The following is a 21,683-nucleotide window of genomic DNA, read 5'->3' as shown; positions in this document are numbered from 1 at the left end:
ATTTTGATTGAATTAAAGTATCTAATTAAAACCGTGCAAGATAATAAAAATCGAAATATTCGAACCCTTTTTATGATGTAAATGATTACCAACTAACACCCGCTCCACCACCACCAGAACTACCGCCTCCAAAACTTGATGACGAAGAAAAAGATGACGAAGAACCAGAAGATGAGGAAGTCTGTCTTACTTTTTTAGCGAGAACTACCTTCTTTTCATCTTGATAATTACAATTCCTACATTCATAAAAATCAACGCGCTCACCTGCAGATGCATAAGTTGCAGCTTTTATAAGTTTAGATGATTTTTTTCCGTACGTTTTATAACCACATTTTGTGCAATCACTATACTTCCTGCTATTAATTCCTTCGTATTCTAAAATTAAAATATCACTTTGGTCTTCCGTTACCCAAACATCGTAACGAGTAGATTTGAGGTTTTCTTCTAAAATTTGAGCAGCTTCTAAAAATTCATTTTCTGTCCATTCGTTTTTTAGATGTAATAATTCTCCATTCACTTTACTATAACGAGGAGCTGTACGATATTCTTGCAAGCGTTTTTTTACCAATTTAGAAATGAAAAGTATTGGAATTGGAAATAAATAGATAAGACAACCTAATTTAAATTCGTCCAATCGATTATACTTGTCATAAAAATCGTCTTTAGATACTTGTGTTTGAAATATTACACCGTAATACCACACAAAAAATAATATACAAACAAAAGCATAACCAATTAACAAATAATGATACCACTGATAACCTTCATCTTTTTGATGTACAATACTAGTACCGTAGACTTCCTGAATAACTTGTGGATTGTCTAAAAACTCACGTATTCTAACCACCGAATTTACCAACCCTTCACCATAATTTCCATTCTTAAAATTAGGCACAATTTCATTTACGCCAATGCGATAACAAACAGCATCCGTTAAAATTGGTTCTAGACCATAACCAACCTCAAACTCTGTTCTCCGCTGGTCCATTACCGTTAAAATTAGCAATCCGTTGTCTGTATCTGCTTTACCAATACCCCATAATTCGAAAAGATCTACAGCAAATTGTTTAGGTATTTCTTTACCAATGCTCGGAACCACAACTACTGCAACTTCTACAGATGATTTTTGTTCTAACTCAAATAATAATCGATTTATTTGAATTTCTGAAGAAGCATCAATATAATCATATGGATCAGATACATTTCCAATAATTCCTTTGCCTCTTGGACTCGGTACTTCCTTAATTGAATAACTTTCTTTTCCGCTATTATAAACTGGTGCTTTAAACCTTGGATAAGTAATTTCTAGTTGCTCAACCGTTTTTTGGTCTAAAGGATTTTTGACAGAAGTATCTATTACTTCTGTAGCATTGGTAACACCCTCCGTAATTACCTGACTCACAATTGATATTGGAGTAAAAAAACAGGCTAACAACAGGCTGTAGAGTACAAAATTTTTAGTCTGTTTATAATAGGTAGCATGGTGTACTTTCATCAGTTATTTTTATATTTTAAAACTAATAAACTAGGTTTTATCTATGTTCGATTAAACTTCTTTCCTCAACACTTCCAATGGCGGACTTTTTAAAACCGATTTTAAATTACTCAAACCAATTACAACTACTAAAAATGTAATTCCTGGGAGAAAAACTAAAAACGGAATTGCAGATGGTATAAACGGTTCTTTAAATATAAAGGTGGCTAATAATTGACTACCAATTAAAGACAATAAAATACCCGTTAAACTACCCAAAACTCCTAGATAGACATATTCTAAGGCCGTAATTTGTAAAATTTGTTTGCTTTTTGCACCTAATGTTCTTAACAGTACACTTTCTTTAATTCGTTGGTATTTACTATTTCTAACGGAACCAATCAACACAATAAAACCTGTTAAAATGCTAAAAAACGCCATAAAATTAATGATCCAAGAGATTTTATCTAAAATATCTTCTACAATGGTAAAAACCTGACGTAAATCTAAAATAGTAACATTCGGAAATTCTTGCACTAACGCTCTCTGTAATTCCGCAGAACCTTCTTTATTTGGCACATGGGTAGTCATTACATTAAATTGAGGTGCATTTTCTAAAACTCCCGTTGGAAACAAAATCATAAAATTGACTTTCATACTACTCCAATCTACTTTTCTGATGCTTCCCACGATGGTTTCCATCAACACACCTTGAATGTTGAAAACAATTGGATCTCCAATTTTTAAATTGGCATCTTCAGCAAAATTATCGGAAATAGAAATATTAATTGGTACTCCTTGAATCATTTTTCCTGTCCACTGACCTTCTATAATTTCTTCGGTTTCTGCTAATTCTTCTCTGTAGGTAACTCTAAATTCTCTGTTTAAGATCCATTTTTTCATTTTAATAATAGAATCTTTCCGAATCTCATTTACCGTTTTACCATGAATACTTTGCATACGCATGGTAATAATTGGTATGTTATCAATTACTTCCAATCCTTTGCTAGTAAAAGTTTCTAAAATAGCCGTTTCTTGCTTTTGTTGAACATCCATTAGAATAATATTCGCATCATTCTTTTTATTTTCTATGGATGTTTTTGCTAGTAAAATATCCTTCGTAAAGTATAACGTACTTATTAGAAAAGTCCCCAATCCAATCGCTAAAACAAGTACCATCGTTTGATTATTGGGTCTAAATAAATTCAATAGACTTTGACGTTTTGTATATCCCCAAGAACTTGGGAAGAATTTTTTAATCAATTTGATGAAAAGATTAGCAACACCTGCCATAATTGCAAAAGTGATAAAAATACCTGCGGTAAAAATCAATCCGTTTACGGCATCTTTTAACATCCAAAAAGAAAACAAATAAATGAAAAGTAAAATTGCCAATACTACTGCAATTCGTGCTTTTTTAGGTTTTTGTAAATTATCTTCAGAACCTCTTAAAACTTCTAAAGGAGATACGTACCAAGTACCTAACAAGGGTAATAATGCAAATAAAACGGACATTAAAACACCTAAAGCAACGCCCATTATTATAGGTTGAGCAGAAATTGAAATGGCAACATCAAAAGGTAAAAAATCTTGTAAGAGATACGGAAAAGCATATTGTAAACTAACTCCAATAACAGCACCAATTAAACCGCCAATCAACCCAATGCCAATAATTTGGGTTAAATAAATTAAAAAAGTTTGTTTTCTAGAAGCTCCTAAACATTTTAAAACAGCTACATTTTTTAGTTTTTCCTTAATATAAATATGTACAGAGCTCGCAATACCAATACACCCCAATAAAAGTGCAATAAAAGCAACTAAATTTAAAAATCGACTTACATTATCATACCTTCTACCCAATCGCTCACTGGTACTTGTATGCGTATCTAAATCAGCATTTTCTGCCTTAAGAATAGGATCTGTTTTGTTTTCTAAAGTGACTAAATCCATTGTAGGAGCTTCAAAAAAGTACTGATATTCTTTTCTACTTCCTAATTGTAACAATCCAGTTTCTTCAACAAAACGAAACGGAATTAAAACCGTTGGTGCCACAGAAGAAGAAATTGCTGTACTACCCGGAATTGATTTTAAAGCACCAATAATTTTAAACGTAGTTTTACCTAACTTAATAGAATCTCCAGGGTTTATGTTATATTGTAAAAGCAAGGTAGCATCTACCAAAGCACCTCCCAATTCTTGATATTTTTTACCAGCATTTTCAGGTTCCGTAGATAAATCTCCGTAAAACGGAAAATCACCTTCCATAGCTCTAACCTTTACTAATTTTGTCCCATTATTTTTAGGAAAAGCAGCCATAGACACAAAATTGACTTCAGATGCATCTGCGCCTAAAGAATCTATAATAGCTTGTACTTTTTTAGAAGGTATTTGTTTACTATCAATAATAAAATCGGCTCCCATTAAGGATTTCGACTGTAGCTTTATGTTTTGCTTTAAATTGTCACTAAATAACTGAATGGAAACTACAGCTGCAATACCTAAAATGATAGATGCCATAAAAAGCATCAACCTAGAAAGGCTTGCTTTTCCGTCTCTCCAAGCCATTTTTAATAGCCACTTAAAATTTACTTTTGATGTCATTTTACGCATTAATAGTGTTGGTTTTTTCGTTAGAAATAATCTTACCACCTTTTAATCGTAAAATCTGTTGTGTTCTGTTAGCTAAATCTAAATCGTGTGTAATAATAATTAAAGTCGTGCCCGCTTCTTTGTTCAATTCAAACAGTAATTGAATGACCTTTTCACCTGTTTCTTCATCTAAATTACCCGTTGGTTCATCTGCAAATAAAATAGAAGGTCTGTTAGAAAAAGCCCTTGCCAAAGCTACTCTTTGCTGCTCTCCTCCAGATAATTGCGATGGATAATGATGTAAACGATCTGATAAACCTACTTTTTCTAACAATGCGGTTCCAAATTTAGCTGCATTTTTTTCGCCTTGTAACTCTAAAGGAACAATCACGTTTTCTAAAGCTGTTAATGTAGGTAATAATTGAAAATTCTGAAAAATAAAGCCGACTTCTTTGTTCCGTAATGCAGCACGTTCATCTTCATTTAAATCTTGTAAAGAAGTGCCGCACAACTCAATAGTTCCAGCAGTTGGGTAATCTAAACCTGCACACAACCCCAATAAAGTCGTTTTTCCACTTCCAGAAGGCCCTACAATAGAAAAAATACTTCCTTTTTCTACTTCAAAAGAGATATTGCTAATTACTGTTAATTTTTTAGAACCACTGGTATAAGTTTTCTCTAAATCATTAATCTTTAATATATTTGACATTACTTTTATTTAATTTCTTACTAAAATATTCCGATGTTGAAAAATAATCAATTGCTCATACATATCAACAATTTATCTCAAAAGGTTTTCTTAAAATTTTGTTGCATTTTTTTACTGATATTCATATTCTCTTGCAAACAAGATGCTTCTAAAAAAACAACAAATGCAGAAACAACGACTCCTAATACTGAAATCAATCAGACCGAAAATAGTAATTTAAAAACAATTGTTTTTTTTGGTGATAGTTTAACTGCAGGCTATGGTTTAGATGATGTTAACGATGCTTTTCCAGGAATTATTCAACAGAAAATAGACTCTTTACAATTGAATTATAGCATTGTAAATTCTGGCGTGAGTGGAGAAACTACATCTGGTGGAAAAAATAGAATCGATTGGGTACTAAATCAAAAACCAACCATTTTTATATTAGAATTAGGTGCAAATGATGGTTTAAGAGGTGTGCCATTAAAGCAGTCTAAAGAAAATTTGCAAGATATTATAGATGCTGTAAAAAAGAAATATCCAGAAACAATTATTGTGTTAGCCGGAATGCAAATTCCACCAAATATGGGACAAGAATATACTACTGAATTTAAAAATATGTTTCCTGATTTGGCAACAAAAAACGATTTATATTTAGTTCCTTTCTTGTTAGAAAATGTAGGAGGTATTTCAGATTTAAATCAAAAAGATGGTATTCATCCTACAAAAGAAGGACATCAAATATTGGCTAAAAATGTTTGGACTGTTTTAAAACCAATTTTAAAATAAAGTGTTTCTAAAATATACATTTTAATATTTCTAAATATTTTTATGAAAAATATCCTTTTAATACTAATTACTTCACTTCTCTTTGTTTCCTGTTCAAATCAAACAGAAATTAGCAAGTACTTTAATTGTAACGCCACTACTTTTAACAATTTAGAAGAAGTAAAAGACGTTAAAAATTTGTTTTCTTTAGAGATACCAAATACATGGAAAACGAATTTGTATTATGACGATTTACAATCTTCTATTTACACAGCAGACACTACAAAACAATTAACAGAAACTTTGCTTTTAGATGTTACATTTATCAATAAAAACATTAATTTTGATACGTCTTTTAAACTAGAACGAGAGCAAGAAGATCTATCAAAAAATCTCATCAAAATAAAATCTGAAGAGACTACTTTTTTAGAAAAACCTTCTTATTACACCGTTTCAAAAGGAAAAAAAAGAAAGTTTGAATACCAAGTTTGCCACTTATTTATAAAAATAAACGACCAGAATTTTATACTTGCAAAGGCGGAAGTTTATGGCGATTCTTTAGTTAACAAAAGATTATGCGACGCACTTGCATTAATGAAAAAAATTAAAAATATTCAACAAAATGATTGAAAAACAACATATTACCGATAGATTTATAAAATACGTAACTATAGACACAGAGTCAGATCCTAACAATCCTGCTTTTCCGAGTACCGAAAAACAATGGGATTTAGCCAATGTATTAGTGGATGAGCTAAAACAAATTGGTATGAAAGAGGTAGATTTAGATGCCAATTGCTACATCATGGCAACTCTACCAAGTAATTTAGATTATGAAGTGCCAACCATTGGTTTTGTAGCACATATAGATACGAGTCCAGATTTTTCAGGTAAAAATGTAAAACCTCAAATTGTAGAAAACTATCAAGGCAATAATATTATTTTAAATGTAGAGGAAAACATCGTTTTATCGCCAGATTATTTTGATGATTTATTACAATATAAAGGTCAAACGATTATTACAACGGATGGTACTACCCTTTTAGGTGCAGATGATAAAGCCGGAGTTACAGAAATTGTAACCGCGATGGAATACCTAATTCAGCATCCAGAAATTAAACATGGTAAAATTAGAATTTGCTTTACTCCAGATGAAGAAGTTGGTAAAGGCGCACACATGTTTGATGTTGATAAATTTGGTGCAGAATGGGCATACACCATGGATGGAAGTCAGATTGGAGAATTAGAATATGAGAATTTTAATGCTGCCGGGGCAATAATAACCATTACTGGTAAAATTGTACATCCAGGATATGCAAAAGGTAAAATGATAAACTCTATGCTAATTGCTAATGAATTTATTACAGCACTTCCAACAAACGAGATTCCGCAAAGAACAGAAGGTTATGAAGGTTTTTTTCATTTACATGATATCAATGGAAATGTAGAAAAAACTGTTTTAGAATACATCGTAAGAGATCATGATTTAGATTTATTTGAAAAGAGAAAAAGTTTAATGCACAAAATTGCGTTAGATTTTAATACAAGATACAATCAAGACTTAATTGAAGTAACGATTAAAGATCAATACTTTAATATGAAAGAAAAAATTACTCCAGTAATGCATATTGTAGATATTGCAGAAGAAGTAATGACAGATTTGGGAATTACACCTTTAATTAAAGCGATTCGTGGTGGGACAGATGGTTCTCAATTATCATTTAAAGGTTTGCCTTGTCCTAATATTTTTGCTGGCGGACATAATTTTCATGGTAGATATGAGTATGTACCTGTAGAATCTATGGTGAAAGCAACAGAAGTAATTATAGGTATTGCAGAAAAAATTTCTGTGAAATTTGTATAAAAAAAAGAGTCTTCAGTATCCTGAAGACTCCATATCATAGCATGATACTATTTGCGTAACATATTTCTTAAAAATAAAGCCCCTAATCTCTATCAATAATTATATGTAACACACAAATATAAACTTTTTTATAAAACCAACCAAATAATTAAAATAATTCAGGGTTTTTCCCTTTTACGTCTTTAAAAAAAGAGTGAAACACCTCAAAATCAGCATCTATACTTGCTGTGGCATAATAAGGTTTAGATATTTTTATCTTCTTATTTTTAAAGTCTAAGGTTGCCATAACAATAGGAACATTCGCTCCTTTTGCAATATAGTAGAACCCTGTTTTCCATTTATCTACTTTTTTTCTTGTTCCTTCAGGCGAAATTCCTAACCTGAATTCTTCCTTATTGTTAAACACATCAATAACGGCATCTACCATATTTGTACTCTTACTTCTGTCTACAGGTGTGCCTCCTAAAGCTTTAAATATAAAACCAAACGGACCTTTAAAAAGTGAAGATTTACCTATAAAATGAACCATAGTACCCGAAGACATTCTAGATAATATTGCAATCGGAAAATCTAACCAACTGGTATGCGGTGCAGCAATAACAACGTATTTCTTAGGCTCTTTAGGAAAATCGTTTTCTAGTTTCCATCCTAATATGGTAAATAATATAAACCTTGCAATTGTTTTCATATATAAAGATAGCATTAAAAAATGCTGATTTAGAAGTTTTTTGTTAGCGTTTAAAATGATAAATTTATGAACTTAATTTGATATGATGAACGAAATGATAATTTACTTCTTAATTGCACTGATATCTAGCCCTGTAGGATTCTTAATAGGTAAACTATTAACCAAATTAAAATTTGAAAAAGCAAAAGGAGTTTCTGAAAAGGAAAAATCTGTATTAGAATTTGAAATTTCTAAACTAAATGAAACACTTAAAAATACAGAAATTACAATCGATGATTTGCAAGGTGAACTGAGATACGTGCAAAAAGAAAAAGAAACTTTAATTTCGGATAAAACACGTTTAGAAACAGAATTCAAAAATGTTGAGGAAAAACTAGCGCATAATAAAAACGAAGTCGAAAAATTACAGGATAAATTTACCAATAATTTTGAGGTTTTAGCGAATAAAATTTTAGAAGAAAAGTCAACCAAATTTACCCAACAAAATCAAGAAAACTTAAAAATTATCTTAAATCCACTGCAAGAAAAAATTAAAGTTTTTGAAGATAAAGTAGATAAAACACATAAGGAAAGTATCGATTATCATGCTGCTTTACGTCAGCAAATTTTAGGTTTAAAAGAGCTAAACCAACAAATGAGTAAAGAAACATTAAATCTTACCAAGGCCTTAAAAGGCGATAATAAAATGCAAGGTAATTGGGGGGAATTAGTATTAGAAAGAGTTTTAGAAAAATCTGGATTAGAGAAAGATAGAGAGTATTATGTACAGCAAAGCTTCACCAATGAAGATGGTAAGAGAATTCTACCCGATGTGGTGATTCATTTACCAGATAATAAAAAAATGATTGTAGATTCTAAGGTTTCTTTAACGGCTTATGAGCAGTTTATAAATGAAGAAGATGAAACCTTAAAAGCACAGTTTTTAAAAGAGCATGTGGCATCACTTCAAAGACATGTACATCAATTATCAGAAAAAAAATATGAAGATATTTATAAAATTGAATCTCCAGATTTTGTCTTACTTTTCATTCCCATAGAGCCTGCTTTTGCTGTTGCCATAAATTCTGATAATCACTTATACAATAAAGCATTTGAAAAAAATATTGTGATTGTTACTCCTACTACTCTTTTAGCAACTTTAAGAACCATAGATTCTATGTGGAATAATGAAAAACAACAAAGAAATGCTTTAGAAATTGCAAGACAAGCTGGTGCTTTATATGACAAGTTTAATGGTTTATTAGGTGATTTAGTTGGAATTGGTAAACGAATTGACGACAGTAAAAATGAATACTCAAATGCAATGAATAAGCTTTTTGAAGGTAGAGGAAACTTAATTACTTCTGTAGAAAAGTTAAAAAAAATGGGTGCTAAAGCTAAAAAGGCTATCCCAGAGAACATTATTAAACGTGCTAATGAAGTTGATGAATAGCTAATGCGTTATTATTTAACCGAATGTAGTTAAGCTGAAATTTACTTATTTTTTACTTTTGAAGTGAGTATTAACCTAAAAAACTAAAAAATATGTCAGTTATAAAACACGAAAGAGGTTTACATCCTTTAAAAGGAACCGTAAAAACAGATGAAAAGAATGAAAAAGATTCAGATAACAAAAAAGAAAGTATCGTAGCAGAAATTGATAAGAAAAAAGAGAAAGATGAATTAAAAAACCAAATACAGAGTGCTACTGATGATGCAGATGAAATTGCTGGAAAAATTAAAAGTTCAGAAAAAGAATAACTTTTATCTAATGAGTCAAAATTTTAATAGATAGCATTCATAAGCAATTATAAATCTTTCTAAATTTACACTATTATTAACCAGTACTATTGTAGTACATAAATGAAATGAATATGAACTCGGATACAACAAAAGGAAATTGGAAACAAATAAAAGGAGAATTTAAAGAAAAATATGGTCGTATTACCAATGATGAGAGTACGGAAGCAGAAGGTTCTTTTGATAAACTAGTTGGAGAAATCCAAGAAAAATATGGTGAAACTCGTGAAGCCATAGAAAAAGAAGTAAAAAGCTGGTAAAACAACTTTATAATATATTTAAAACTAAAAAAGCATCAAGAATTAACTTGATGCTTTTTTTATATGTATTCAAATAAGTTGTCGACACTATTTTGTTAAAAACAAAATCACTCGAACTAATATGATCATTATATACCTTATGTAAAGAAGGCATTGCCTTCTACATTACGAATAATCTTCTTGCACTCATCATGTGCGCAACACGCTCACCAATTTTGTGTAAAGCATCTTCATTTGCAGCGTTTATAATAGCTTCATCAATAAAATTAACAACAGCTTTCATATCCTCTTCTTCTAAACCACGAGTAGTAATTGCAGCAGTTCCAATACGGATCCCTGAAGTTACAAATGGGCTTTTATCATCAAAAGGAACCATGTTTTTGTTTACAGTAATATCTGCTTTTCCTAATGCAATTTCTGCATCTTTACCAGAAATGTTTTTATTACGTAAATCTATTAGCATACAGTGGTTGTCTGTTCCTCCAGAGATAATATCATATCCTTTTGCAACAAATTCTTTAGCCATTTCTGCAGCATTTGCTTTTACTTGTAATTGATATTCTAAAAACTCATCTGTTAAAGCCTCTCCAAAAGCAACTGCTTTAGCAGCAATAACGTGCTCTAAAGGTCCACCTTGGTTTCCAGGGAAAACAGAAGAATTAATTAAAGTAGACATCTTTTTAGGATTACCATTTTTTAAAGTTTCTCCAAAAGGATTGTCAAAATCTTTACCAATCATAATCATACCACCTCTTGGTCCACGTAACGTTTTGTGTGTAGTTGTAGTAACAATATGACAATGAGGAATTGGATCATTTAAAATTCCTTTAGCAATTAAACCAGCAGGATGAGAAATGTCTGCCATTAAAATAGCTCCAACACTATCCGCAACTTCTCTAAATTTCTTAAAATCGATATCTCTAGAATACGCAGAAGCACCAGCAATAATTAATTTTGGCTTGTGCTCTTTAGCTTGTGCAGCTAAATGATCGTAATCTATAATTCCAGTTTCTTTAACAACTCCGTAAAAAACAGGATTGTATAATTTTCCAGAAAAGTTTACCGGAGAACCATGAGTTAAATGCCCCCCATGAGATAAATCAAATCCTAAAACGGTATCACCTGGTTTTAAACAAGCAGCATAAACAGCTGTATTTGCTTGAGAACCTGAGTGTGGTTGAACATTTACATATTCTGCACCAAATAATTCCTTTGCTCTGTCTATAGCAATCTGCTCAATAACATCAACTACTTCACAACCTCCATAATATCTTTTACCAGGATATCCTTCAGCGTATTTATTAGTTAAAATAGAACCTTGGGCTCTCATAACATCATCACTTACAAAGTTTTCTGAAGCGATTAATTCTAATCCATTTAACTGTCTTTCTTTTTCTTCCTGTATAAGGTCAAAAATTTGATTGTCTATTTGCATTGTTGTTGTTGTTTTTAAAGAAGCATCAAAAATAATAAAATCAAATTTGTAAAAAACATGTTTTAACTATATTTTATCATTATTTATTATAATTGTATATTTATTAAAAATGTACTGTTAAAAATGCGTTTTTAATTGTTTTTTTATTTTAAAATAAAAAAAATTATGTAGGTTTGATGAAAAATAAATTTCAAAAGAATGATCATAACAGCAAATAATCCTAATAGAAAATCTTGGTTAAAAGTAGACAAAGATTCAGACTTCCCTATTCAAAACATTCCCTTTGGTGTTTTCATAACAAGAGATGATATTATTACTATTGGTAGTAGAATTGGAAATTTTGCTATAGATTTAGGTGCTTTTCATCAATTAGGTTATTTTGAAGGGATACCATTAACTGATGATATTTTTCTACAAGATAATTTAAATGATTTTATTGCGGATGGTCGTAAAACTTGGCGTTTGGTTAGAAACAGAATTGCTGAAGTTTTTGATGTTACCAATGGAACTTTAAGAGATAATGCCAATCATAAAGATAAAATAATCTTTAGAATGGACGAAGTAGAAATGTTAATACCTGTTGCTGTAGGTGATTATACAGATTTTTATGCAAGTAAAGAACACGCTACCAATGTAGGTTCTTTGTTTAGAGATCCAGAAAATGCATTGCTACCAAATTGGTTACACATACCTATAGGTTACCACGGTAGAAGTTCTTCGATAGTGCCATCAGGAACAAAAATTAGAAGACCTTACGGACAAACAAAACCTGAAGAAGGAAGTAATACTCCTGGTTTTGGTCCTTCTCAATTATTAGATTTTGAGCTAGAAATGGCATTTATAACCACAGATGCAAACGTTTTAGGTGATAGAATTCCGATTGAAGAAACGGAAGAATATATATTTGGATTGGTGCAATTTAACGATTGGTCTGCAAGAGACATTCAAGCTTGGGAATATGTACCATTAGGCCCATTTTTAGGAAAAAGTTTTGCATCTACCATATCTCCTTGGATTGTAACATTAGATGCTTTAGAGCCTTTTAGAGTAGAAAGCCCTAAACAAGTACATGAGCCATTACCGTATTTAAAACAAAAAGGAAAAGGAAGTTACGATATTCATTTACAAGTTGGTATACAACCAGAAAATGGAAAAGAAACCATCGTTTCTAATTCTAATTTTAAATACATGTATTGGACTATGGCACAGCAATTGGCACATCATACTGTGAATGGTTGTCCTGTAGAAGCTGGAGATTTAATGGGATCTGGTACTATTTCTGGTCCAACAAAAGATAGTTACGGTTCTATGTTAGAGTTAACTTGGCGAGGACAAAACCCAATTAAGTTAAACGATGGTACAGAGCGTAAATTTATAAATGATAACGATACTGTAATTATGCGTGCACATTGTAAAAATGATAAAGTACGTATTGGTTTTGGAGAATGTGTAGGTAAAATTCTACCTGCTAAATAGAATTTAAGTCTTTATATAAAATTAAAAAAGCTTCACAAATTGTGAAGCTTTTTTAATTTTATGCTATAATTTTTTTCAATAAGAGAAATACATTTCGTTCTAAAACATCTACAGAACCATCTGCAAAAAAGACATTTTTTATATCTTTTAAAAGATTTTCTTTTTCAATATCTGTATATTTATTTTCAGCTAAATACGTTTTAATTTTTTCCATAGATTGATAATCATTATCATGTACAATCTCTGTATGAATCCGATTAAATAAAGTTTCATTTACTTTCGATAAAATATATTCACTTTCAGATTCGGTTTCTATATAATTACTTTGTGCCGCGTACAACAATACATAAGTTTGAAATTCTTCTTTTGTCCAATTGATGTTCATAATGTTTATTTTAAATTTCTATTGGTAAATTCTCCGTACTTCCCCACTCTGTCCAAGAACCATCATAAACAGCATAGTTTTTAGATCCTGATATTTCTGCGCCCAAAGCCAACACAGATGCAGTGATTCCTGTTCCGCAAGAAAAAATAAAAGGTTTCTTTTTTGGGTTTATTTCATTAAAAATAACCTTTAATGCTTCTTCAGACTTAAAAGTCCCATTTTCTATTATCTCACTAAAAGGCAAACTTACAGAATTAGGAATATGACCTCCTTTTACATCACTTCTTGGTTCTGATTCAGTACTATTAAAACGACCTTTAGAGCGTGCATCTGCAATTAAAATAGTTTTATTATTAATTGCACTCAAAATATCGTTTGTAAATTTTATTTTTCCTGATTGATAATTAGTCTTAAAATTACCTTTTGAACGTGAATTATTTTGTTGTTTTTCAATAGGATATTTATGTTCTATCCATTTAGGTAAACCTCCATCTAAAACAGCAACGTTTGTAAATCCCATTAATTGAAACATCCACCAAACTCTTGGTGAAGAATATACTCCTAAATCGTCATAACAAACAATAAGACTATTATTATTAATACCTAATTCTTGTGCTTTATATTCAAATTCTTTTGGAGATAAAATGGTGTTCGGAAATTTTCCGTTTACATCTGAAAAAGTGTTTTTAATATCAAAAAAAATAGCGCCTTTAATCTGTAACTTTTCATCAGAATTAACGGCATTAGACTTTTCTGTAACTTTTGGAATCGTACAATCTAAAATAATCAGATTTTTATGATCTAAATGCTCTTGTAACCAAGCTACGGAAACTATCGGTTTTGATATTTTTAAGGACATCATCGTATTAAAGAATTAGAAAAGTTATATAAAACTACTTTACATCTTCATAATTATCATCCCAATCTTTCGGTTTAGGATCATCATGTAATTTATCTAACGACTTAGCAATTATCATAGCTACAGTAGCATCTCCCGTTACATTTACAGTGGTTCTCATCATATCTAAAGGCCTGTCTACAGCAAAAATAAGCGCCAATCCAATTGGTAATAATTCCGCTGGAAAACCTATAGATTCTAAAACAATAACCAACATAACCATACCTGCACTAGGTACAGCTGCAGAACCAATGGAAGCTAATAAAGCCGTGGCTACAATAACAAGCTGATTAGAAAATGTAAGTCCTTCTGGCCATATTACTTGCATAATAAAAACTGCTGCAATGGCTTGGTACAAACTTGTACCATCCATATTAATAGTGGCTCCTACTGGTAAAACAAAACCAGCTACTTCTGGATCTACACCTAAATGTTCTTCTACCCTTTCCATAGTTACTGGTAAGGTTGCAGCGCTAGAACTTGTTGAAAATGCTAATAATTGCGCCGGACTTATTTGTTTTAAAAACCAAAGAGGTGATTTTTTTGTATAAACACTCACTAAAATTAGATAGAATCCTATCATCAATAATAAACCTCCAACTACACAAAGTGCATAGACTAAAAGTTTTAAAAGGATTTCTGTATCATCAAAAGCAATAATAACATTTGATAATAGCGCAAATACTGCATACGGAGCAAAAAGCATAATTAAATCTACCATTTTCATGACAACTTCATTTAAGGAATCAAAGAAGTTCATTAATGGTTTTGCTTTTTTCTCTGGAATTAATAATAGAGAAACGCCGACAAATAGTGCAAAAAAGATAATTTGAAGCATACTTGCATCACTTAATGATGTAAAAATATTACTCGGAAAAATATCGACTAAAGACTGTAGTGGTCCTGTATTACTTTGTGCACTTGCTTTTGTTAATTTATCTACAACATCAGAAGATGTTTCATATTTAACCTTTATCTTCTCTATAGTGTCTGCAGACATACCTGCTCCTGGTTTTACCACATTAACAATACCTAAGCCAATTACAATAGCAACCAATGTGGTTAACATGTAGATAACCATAGTTCTAATTCCCATTTTTTTAATTTTAGAAATATCTTTTAAATCAGAAATTCCTTTAATTAAAGAGGCCAAAATTAGGGGTACTGCAATTAGTTTTAATAAGTTTATAAAAATGGTACCAAATGGTTTTATCCAATCTGTAACAAAACCTTTACCTCCTTCAACAGAGTTCATGATGAAACCGAAAAGAATTCCAAGAACCATACCAATTAAAATCTTCCAGTGTAATGCTAGTTTTTTCATTAAATAGTTTAAAAAATTAAGATTTTGAAAGGTAAAAAAAAAATTAAAGTATATGTGACTTTATTTGTATATTGTGTCATAATTTTTAGAAAAGATTCATATTAATTATTAAAAACATAAAATGGCAGGTATTTTAGACATATTAAATAGTGATTTAGGAAAACAAATAATCTCAGGAGTTTCTGGGTCAACAGGAAATGACACAAGTAAAACAAGTAGTGTTTTAACAATGGCTTTACCAGTGTTAATGAAAGCTATGGAGAGAAACTCCGCTACACCAGAAGGTGCTGCTGGATTAATGGGTGCTCTATCTGGTAAACATGATGGTAGTATTTTAGACAATCTTGGTGGTTTATTTGATGGAGGTGTAGACGAAAGTGTAAAACAAGATGGTGCTGGAATTTTAGGACATATTTTAGGAAGTAAACAACAAGGTGTTGAGCAAGTCATTGGTCAGAAATCTGGTTTAGATGCTGGTTCTGTTGCAAACATTTTAAAAGTAGCTGCACCAATATTAATGGGTGTTTTAGCAAAAAAATCTAAAGAAAACAACGTTACAGATTCTTCTGGATTAGGAGGTTTATTGGGCGGAATGTTAGGTGGTAGCGATGCAGCTAACGAACAAAGTTTCTTAGAAAAAATATTAGATGCAGACGGAGATGGTAGTGTTGTAGATGATGTTGCTGGAATGCTTTTAGGTGGTGATAATAAAAATTCTGGAGGAATTGGTAGTATGTTAGGTGGGCTTTTTGGAAAATAAGACTCATTAAATTATAAAAGATAAAAAGCTCAAACATTAATTGGTTTGAGCTTTTTCATTTTATTAAACTTTATTTTTATAACAAGATTTATAAATTTCTTCATAAACCGGTAGTATATTTTCTAATGAAAACCTTTTAGTATGTTCTCTTGCGTTATTTTTAAACTTTTCTAAGGTTTTATCATCTTTTAAAATAGATATTGCGTTTTTTGCCATATCCGTTACATCTCCTAAATTGCTTAAATAACCGGTAACTCCATGTATATTAACTTCTGGTAATCCTCCTGTATTAGTAGAAATTACAGGTGTTTTTGCTGCCATAGCTTCTAATGCTGCTAAACCAAAACTCTCTGTTTGAGATGGTAATAAAAAGATATCAGAATAACACAAAACTTTAGCTACTTCAGAACTATTTCCTAAGAAAAGTACATCCTTAGAAATTTTTAATTTATTTACTAAGTTCTCAGCATTTATTCTTTCTGGTCCTTCACCAACTAATAATAATTTAGAAGGAATTTCTTTCTGAACTTCGTGAAAAATCTTAATCACATCCTCTACTCTTTTTACAGGTCTAAAATTACTAATATGCGTTAAAATACGTTCGTGTGGTTTAGCAATTGCTATTCTATTACATTCAGTATCATGTGCATTATCATACTTTTCTACATCAATAAAATTATATATCACTTTTATATCTTTAGTGATATTAAATAATGTATTTGTGGTTTCTTTTAAATTGTTAGAAACCGCAGTAACTACATCAGAATTATTAATACTAAACTCTACAGCTGTTTTATATGTAGGGTGACTACCTACTAAAGTAATATCAGTTCCATGTAAAGTAGTAACAACTCTAACATCTAAACCTTTTTCCTTTAACATTTGCTTTGCCATATATGCAGCACACGCATGTGGTATTGCGTAATGTACATGTAAAACTTCTAAGTCATATTCTTGAACAACTTCTACCATTTTACTAGACAATGCTAATTCATAAGGTTGATATTCAAAAAGAGGATATTCTTCAATTACTACTTGGTGAAAATGTAAGTTATGGGTTAAAAAATCTAAACGAACCGGTTGGTTATATGTGATAAAATGAACTTCATGTCCTTTATCTGCTAAAGCCATTCCTAACTCTGTAGCTACTACTCCACTTCCCCCAAATGTTGGGTAACAAACAATTCCTATTTTCATATAATTTTTTGAAATATTAAATGATTTACAGTAAAAGATCCATAAATATTATTCATTAGTTGTAAATATACTTCTATTCTTACATTCGAAATCAAAATAAAAGCATAAAAAAAGCTTTTCAATTAGATCGAAAAGCTTTTTTAATATATTAATTTTAGAATCTAAAGATGCTAATTTTTTAGTAATCTCCTAAAGTTGCAGGATTTTGAGCTAATGCATTTTCTAACTGCTCATCACTTGGTGCTTTACCATGCCAAGCATGTGTATGCATCATAAAATCTACACCATTCCCCATTTCTGTATGTAATAAAATACAAACTGGTTTTCCTTTTCCTGTTAATGCTTTCGCTTCAGCTAAACCAGCTAAAATCGCCTCAATATCATTCCCTTTCTCAACATCAATAACGTCCCAATCAAAAGCTTCAAATTTAGCTCTAATGCTTCCCATTGCTAAAACTTCATCTGTAGTCCCGTCAATTTGTTTTTTGTTTAAATCGATTGTACAAATAATGTTGTCTACTTTTTTTGCTGATGCGTACATAATCGCTTCCCAGTTCTGTCCTTCTTGCAATTCACCATCACCATGTAAACTATATACTATTTTATCGTCTCCATTTAACTTTTTTGCTTGTGCAGCACCTAAAGCATTAGACATTCCTTGACCTAAAGATCCAGAAGCAATTCTTACACCAGGTAAACCTTCATGCGTAGTTGGGTGACCTTGTAAACGAGAATTCAACAATCTAAAAGTTGATAATTCTTCTACTGGGAAAAATCCACTATGCGCCAAAACACTATAAAATACTGGAGAAATATGTCCGTTTGAAAGGAAGAATAAATCTTCATTCTTTCCGTCCATTGTAAAATCTGTAGAATAGTCCATTACTTCTTGATATAAGCAAGTAATAAATTCTGCACATCCTAAAGAACCACCTGGGTGACCAGAGTTAACTTTATGAACCATGCGTAATATATCTCTACGAACTTGTTGCGTAAAATCTTGTAATTGTTGTGTTGTTGGCATTTTGTTATTTTAATTTGGACAAAAGTAATTTTTTTAATAGCAACTTACAAGATTAATTGTAAGCAAAAACAGCTTTATGATCAATTAAAATGATATTTTATGAAAAGAAGAATTTTAAAATGATAAAAATCTATGTTTTTTGTTTCTTTTTCTTTGCAGCAGGAAACAACACATTATTTAAAATTAAGCGATAACCTGGTGAAGTTGGGTGTAAATCTAATTCCGTTTTTGGATCGTTTACTCTGTGTGAATAATCTTCTGGATCATGACCTCCATAAAAAGTAAACATTCCTTTTCCTTTAGTTCCATGAATATAACGAGCTTCTCTATTGGTTTTATTTTCACCTAAAACCAATACATTAGATTTAATCGTATTTCTATTAAACGCCGTAGTTTGCCCCATAAACCCTTTTACTAAAACAGTATGATTTTGTGTTAACATCGTTGGCACTGGATCCCATTTTGCAGAAAACTCACCTAAAGAAAAATAATCTGAAGTTTTAGGAATTATTCGCTTATCAGTCGTATCTATATTAGAAAACTCGTACGTTCTTGGGTTTTTAACCAATTGAAAGTCTTTAAAAGCAAAGGTTTTATTATAATTTATTTTCGATTGATAGTTTAAGTCAGAAGCATCTCCATCAAACATTGCTTCGGCAATATCTACTCCTTCTGCAGATAAAGCAATATCAAAACTATCGGTTGCAGAACACATGGCAAACATAAAACCACCACCAATTACATAATCTCTTATTTTTTTTGCAACAGCTAATTTCTCTTCAGAAACCTTAGAAAACCCTAATTCTAAAGCTTTTTTTTCTGAATTTTTCTTAGCTTCTAAATACCAAGGGGCAGTTCTAAAAGAACCGTAAAACTTACCATATTGCCCCGTAAAATCTTCGTGATGTAAATGCAACCACTCATATAATAGTAGTTTATCTTCTAAAACTTCTTTATCATAAATCACATCAAACGGAATCTCAGCATACGTTAAAACCATTGTAACAGCATCGTCCCAAGGCATTTTATCTTCTGGGGAATAGACTACTATTTTTGGTGCTTTTTCTAAAATTATAGCATCTTGATTAGAAGATGGTGATGAAATTTCTTGTAATATTAATTGTGCTTTTGCATCCGAAATTATTTGATAAGAAACACCACGTATTTTACATTCATTTTCTGCAATTTTATTGTTTTCAATTAAAAAAGCACCTCCATCATAATTTAATAACCATTTAGATTTTAAACCTGCTTCTAAAGAAAAATAGACAATTCCGTATGATTTTAAGTGGTTTACTTGGTTATCATGGCTCATAGGGATATAAATAAATGATGCCCAAATTGAGTTTGATATTAAGAGAAATGTTAAGATTGTGAGGAGTTTTTTCATATCTAAAAACTAAAATACACAATTACTTTAAAGCAATTGTGTATTTCTATAATATTATAAATTCTTTATGTTTTAAAAAGGAACATCATCAGCACCTCCAAAAGCATCTTTTGGATCTACTCCACCTTGTCCTGCAAAAGGATCTTCAGGGAAATCTGCATTCATAGATGATTGGAATTCACTACTAAATCCTTCTTCTAAATCTGAGAATTTTGCCAAATGCCCCGTAAATTTTAATCGGATATTTTCTAAACCACCATTTCTGTGTTTTGCTACAATAAATTCTCCTTGTCCTTCACATGGTGAATGATCATCATCATCCCATTCTGTCATTCCGTAGTATTCCGGACGGAAAATAAACGATACAATATCGGCATCTTGCTCAATTGCTCCAGATTCACGTAAATCAGAAAGTAAAGGTCTTTTAGATCCTCCACGAGTTTCTACCGCACGAGATAACTGAGAAAGTGCAATTACTGGCACTTCTAATTCTTTTGCTAAAGCTTTTAAGTTTCTAGAAATCATAGAGATTTCTTGTTCACGATTTCCATTAGATTTTCCACCAGCAGTCATTAATTGTAAATAATCAATTACAATAATTCTAACTCCGTGTTGCGACACCAATCTTCGTGCTTTTGCTCGTAAATCAAATACAGAAAGAGACGGTGTATCATCAATAAAAATAGGCGCATCAGACAAACGTTTTACTTTTACGTTTAACTGTTCCCATTCGTGTGGTTCTAAGTTTCCTTTTCTTAATTTTTCTGATGTTAAGCCTGTTTCCGAAGAAATCATACGTGTAATTAACTGCACAGAAGACATCTCTAATGAGAACACAGCAACACCATGACCAAAATCAATCGCCATGTTTTTCGCCATCGAAATTACAAATGCTGTCTTCCCCATACCAGGACGTGCAGCTATAATAACTAAATCGGATGGTTGCCAACCAGAAGTTAATGCATCTAATTTGGTAAAACCAGTTGCCAAACCAGACATTCCTTCTTGATTACCAATTTCTTGAATCTTAGCTAAGGCTTGTTTTACTAAAGATCCTGCATCTTCAGAACTCTTTTTTAAATTTCCTTGGGTAACTTCAAACAGTTTTGCCTCTGCATCATCTAATAAGTCAAATACATCGGTACTTTCATCATACGCATTTTCTATAATTTCACTAGAAATTGAAATTAATCTACGCTGAATAAATTTTTGTAAAATAATTCTAGCATGGAACTCTATGTGTGCAGAAGATGCCACTTTTTGAGTTAAACGAATTAAAAAGAAATCTCCACCAACAAATTCTAATTTTCCATTCTTTTTTAACAAGTTAGATACAGTTAAAAGGTCAATTGGTTCAGAATTTTGAAATAATTCGTAAATAGTTGCGTAAATATCTTGGTGCTTCTGATCGTAAAAAGCATCGGCACTTAAGATGTCTATAACATCGTCAATACCTTTTTTATCAATCATCATTGCACCCAACACAGCTTCTTCTAATTCCACTGCCTGCGGCGGAATCTTCCCTTTCTCAAGTTGTACTAACCTTGATTTATCTATCTTTTTACCCGTAACAGGAGTCGTTTTTTCCATGGCTACAAATGTACTTTTTTTAGGTTGAAATTGGTCTGTTAAACTTTGCTTTAATTTGTAAACATTTATTGTAAACAAAATTGTTATTATC

At 31.2% G+C, this 21,683-nt stretch carries 20 protein-coding genes; 8 read left to right on the top strand and 12 right to left on the bottom strand.

The annotated features are described in order from the left end of the window. Positions 1-85: 85 nt before the first annotated feature. Genes H0I27_RS09035 through H0I27_RS09025 form a run of 3 tightly spaced genes read right to left on the bottom strand, consistent with a single transcriptional unit; the run spans position 86 to position 4,772 of the window. A complete protein-coding gene (locus tag H0I27_RS09035; protein WP_218730394.1) occupies positions 86-1,495 on the bottom strand; it encodes a YgcG family protein in 1,410 nt (469 codons plus the stop codon). Positions 1,496-1,546: 51 nt separating this feature from the next. Beyond that, positions 1,547-4,039 carry an ABC transporter permease gene (locus H0I27_RS09030; RefSeq protein ID WP_218733832.1) on the bottom strand — a complete coding sequence of 831 codons (2,493 nt, stop codon included), beginning with the start codon at positions 4,037-4,039 and terminating at the stop codon, positions 1,547-1,549. Positions 4,040-4,076: 37 nt separating this feature from the next. Further along, the gene (locus H0I27_RS09025) at positions 4,077-4,772 is read right to left on the bottom strand and encodes an ABC transporter ATP-binding protein (RefSeq protein WP_218730393.1); all 696 of its coding nucleotides are present in this window, start codon (positions 4,770-4,772) and stop codon (positions 4,077-4,079) included. A gap of 33 nt (positions 4,773-4,805) precedes the next feature. Here H0I27_RS09025 and H0I27_RS09020 point away from each other — a divergent pair, with 33 nt between their 5' ends. Genes H0I27_RS09020 through pepT form a run of 3 tightly spaced genes read left to right on the top strand, consistent with a single transcriptional unit; the run spans position 4,806 to position 7,386 of the window. Continuing rightward, entirely contained in the window at positions 4,806-5,543 is a 738-nt protein-coding gene (locus tag H0I27_RS09020) for an arylesterase (RefSeq protein WP_218730392.1), read from the top strand. A 42-nt stretch (positions 5,544-5,585) separates the two neighbouring features. After that, positions 5,586-6,152 (top strand): hypothetical protein, encoded by a 567-nt coding sequence (locus tag H0I27_RS09015; protein WP_218730391.1) that lies wholly within the window; start codon positions 5,586-5,588, stop codon positions 6,150-6,152. Beyond that, positions 6,145-7,386, top strand: coding sequence for a peptidase T (gene pepT, locus H0I27_RS09010; protein WP_218730390.1), 1,242 nt, complete (start codon positions 6,145-6,147; stop codon positions 7,384-7,386). The genes H0I27_RS09015 and pepT overlap by 8 nt, the downstream gene beginning before the upstream one ends. Positions 7,387-7,534: 148 nt before the next feature. Here the strand turns inward: pepT and H0I27_RS09005 are convergent, their stop codons facing one another. Next, complete coding sequence (locus H0I27_RS09005; protein ID WP_218730389.1) at positions 7,535-8,074, bottom strand: 1-acyl-sn-glycerol-3-phosphate acyltransferase; 540 nt, start codon at positions 8,072-8,074, stop codon at positions 7,535-7,537. An 85-nt stretch (positions 8,075-8,159) separates the two neighbouring features. Here H0I27_RS09005 and rmuC point away from each other — a divergent pair, with 85 nt between their 5' ends. From rmuC to H0I27_RS08990, 3 genes are all read left to right on the top strand, one after another. After that, entirely contained in the window at positions 8,160-9,506 is a 1,347-nt protein-coding gene (gene rmuC / locus H0I27_RS09000; RefSeq protein ID WP_218733830.1) for a DNA recombination protein RmuC, read from the top strand. Between the two features lie 92 nt (positions 9,507-9,598). Further along, positions 9,599-9,814 carry a hypothetical protein gene (locus tag H0I27_RS08995; RefSeq protein ID WP_218730388.1) on the top strand — a complete coding sequence of 72 codons (216 nt, stop codon included), beginning with the start codon at positions 9,599-9,601 and terminating at the stop codon, positions 9,812-9,814. Positions 9,815-9,927: 113 nt separating this feature from the next. Next, positions 9,928-10,113: a CsbD family protein gene (locus tag H0I27_RS08990; RefSeq protein WP_165731176.1), complete on the top strand. Its 186-nt coding sequence runs from the start codon at positions 9,928-9,930 to the stop codon at positions 10,111-10,113. 160 nt (positions 10,114-10,273) lie between these two features. Here H0I27_RS08990 and glyA read toward each other — a convergent pair whose 3' ends face one another. Beyond that, the gene (glyA, locus tag H0I27_RS08985; RefSeq protein ID WP_218730387.1) at positions 10,274-11,548 is read right to left on the bottom strand and encodes a serine hydroxymethyltransferase; all 1,275 of its coding nucleotides are present in this window, start codon (positions 11,546-11,548) and stop codon (positions 10,274-10,276) included. A 198-nt stretch (positions 11,549-11,746) separates the two neighbouring features. Between glyA and fahA the strand changes: the two genes are divergently transcribed. After that, on the top strand, positions 11,747-13,024 hold the full coding sequence (gene fahA, locus H0I27_RS08980) for a fumarylacetoacetase (RefSeq protein WP_218730386.1): 1,278 nt from the start codon (positions 11,747-11,749) through the stop codon (positions 13,022-13,024). A gap of 58 nt (positions 13,025-13,082) precedes the next feature. Here fahA and H0I27_RS08975 read toward each other — a convergent pair whose 3' ends face one another. The 3 genes from H0I27_RS08975 to H0I27_RS08965 are packed head-to-tail and all read right to left on the bottom strand — an operon-like array spanning position 13,083 to position 15,631. Next, the gene (locus H0I27_RS08975; protein ID WP_218730385.1) at positions 13,083-13,409 is read right to left on the bottom strand and encodes a hypothetical protein; all 327 of its coding nucleotides are present in this window, start codon (positions 13,407-13,409) and stop codon (positions 13,083-13,085) included. 10 nt (positions 13,410-13,419) lie between these two features. Next, positions 13,420-14,271 (bottom strand): sulfurtransferase, encoded by an 852-nt coding sequence (locus H0I27_RS08970; RefSeq protein WP_218730384.1) that lies wholly within the window; start codon positions 14,269-14,271, stop codon positions 13,420-13,422. A 31-nt stretch (positions 14,272-14,302) separates the two neighbouring features. After that, a complete protein-coding gene (locus tag H0I27_RS08965; protein ID WP_218730383.1) occupies positions 14,303-15,631 on the bottom strand; it encodes a dicarboxylate/amino acid:cation symporter in 1,329 nt (442 codons plus the stop codon). 121 nt (positions 15,632-15,752) lie between these two features. Here H0I27_RS08965 and H0I27_RS08960 point away from each other — a divergent pair, with 121 nt between their 5' ends. Then, complete coding sequence (locus tag H0I27_RS08960) at positions 15,753-16,391, top strand: DUF937 domain-containing protein (protein WP_218730382.1); 639 nt, start codon at positions 15,753-15,755, stop codon at positions 16,389-16,391. Between the two features lie 63 nt (positions 16,392-16,454). Here H0I27_RS08960 and bshA read toward each other — a convergent pair whose 3' ends face one another. From bshA to dnaB, 4 genes are all read right to left on the bottom strand, one after another. Beyond that, positions 16,455-17,588, bottom strand: a complete 1,134-nt coding sequence (bshA, locus tag H0I27_RS08955; protein ID WP_218730381.1) for an N-acetyl-alpha-D-glucosaminyl L-malate synthase BshA — start codon at positions 17,586-17,588, stop codon at positions 16,455-16,457. 178 nt (positions 17,589-17,766) lie between these two features. After that, the gene (locus tag H0I27_RS08950; protein WP_218730380.1) at positions 17,767-18,612 is read right to left on the bottom strand and encodes a transketolase; all 846 of its coding nucleotides are present in this window, start codon (positions 18,610-18,612) and stop codon (positions 17,767-17,769) included. A gap of 130 nt (positions 18,613-18,742) precedes the next feature. After that, complete coding sequence (locus tag H0I27_RS08945; RefSeq protein WP_254713064.1) at positions 18,743-20,002, bottom strand: asparagine synthetase B; 1,260 nt, start codon at positions 20,000-20,002, stop codon at positions 18,743-18,745. 72 nt (positions 20,003-20,074) lie between these two features. Further along, positions 20,075-21,592, bottom strand: a complete 1,518-nt coding sequence (dnaB, locus tag H0I27_RS08940) for a replicative DNA helicase (RefSeq protein WP_218733826.1) — start codon at positions 21,590-21,592, stop codon at positions 20,075-20,077. Positions 21,593-21,683 lie beyond the last annotated feature (91 nt).

Origin of the sequence: Polaribacter sp. HaHaR_3_91 (assembly GCF_019278525.1) — a bacterium.
Classification (GTDB): domain Bacteria; phylum Bacteroidota; class Bacteroidia; order Flavobacteriales; family Flavobacteriaceae; genus Polaribacter.
Note: the sequence above shows the minus strand (reverse complement) of the source record. Positions and strands in the feature narration are given on the sequence as shown.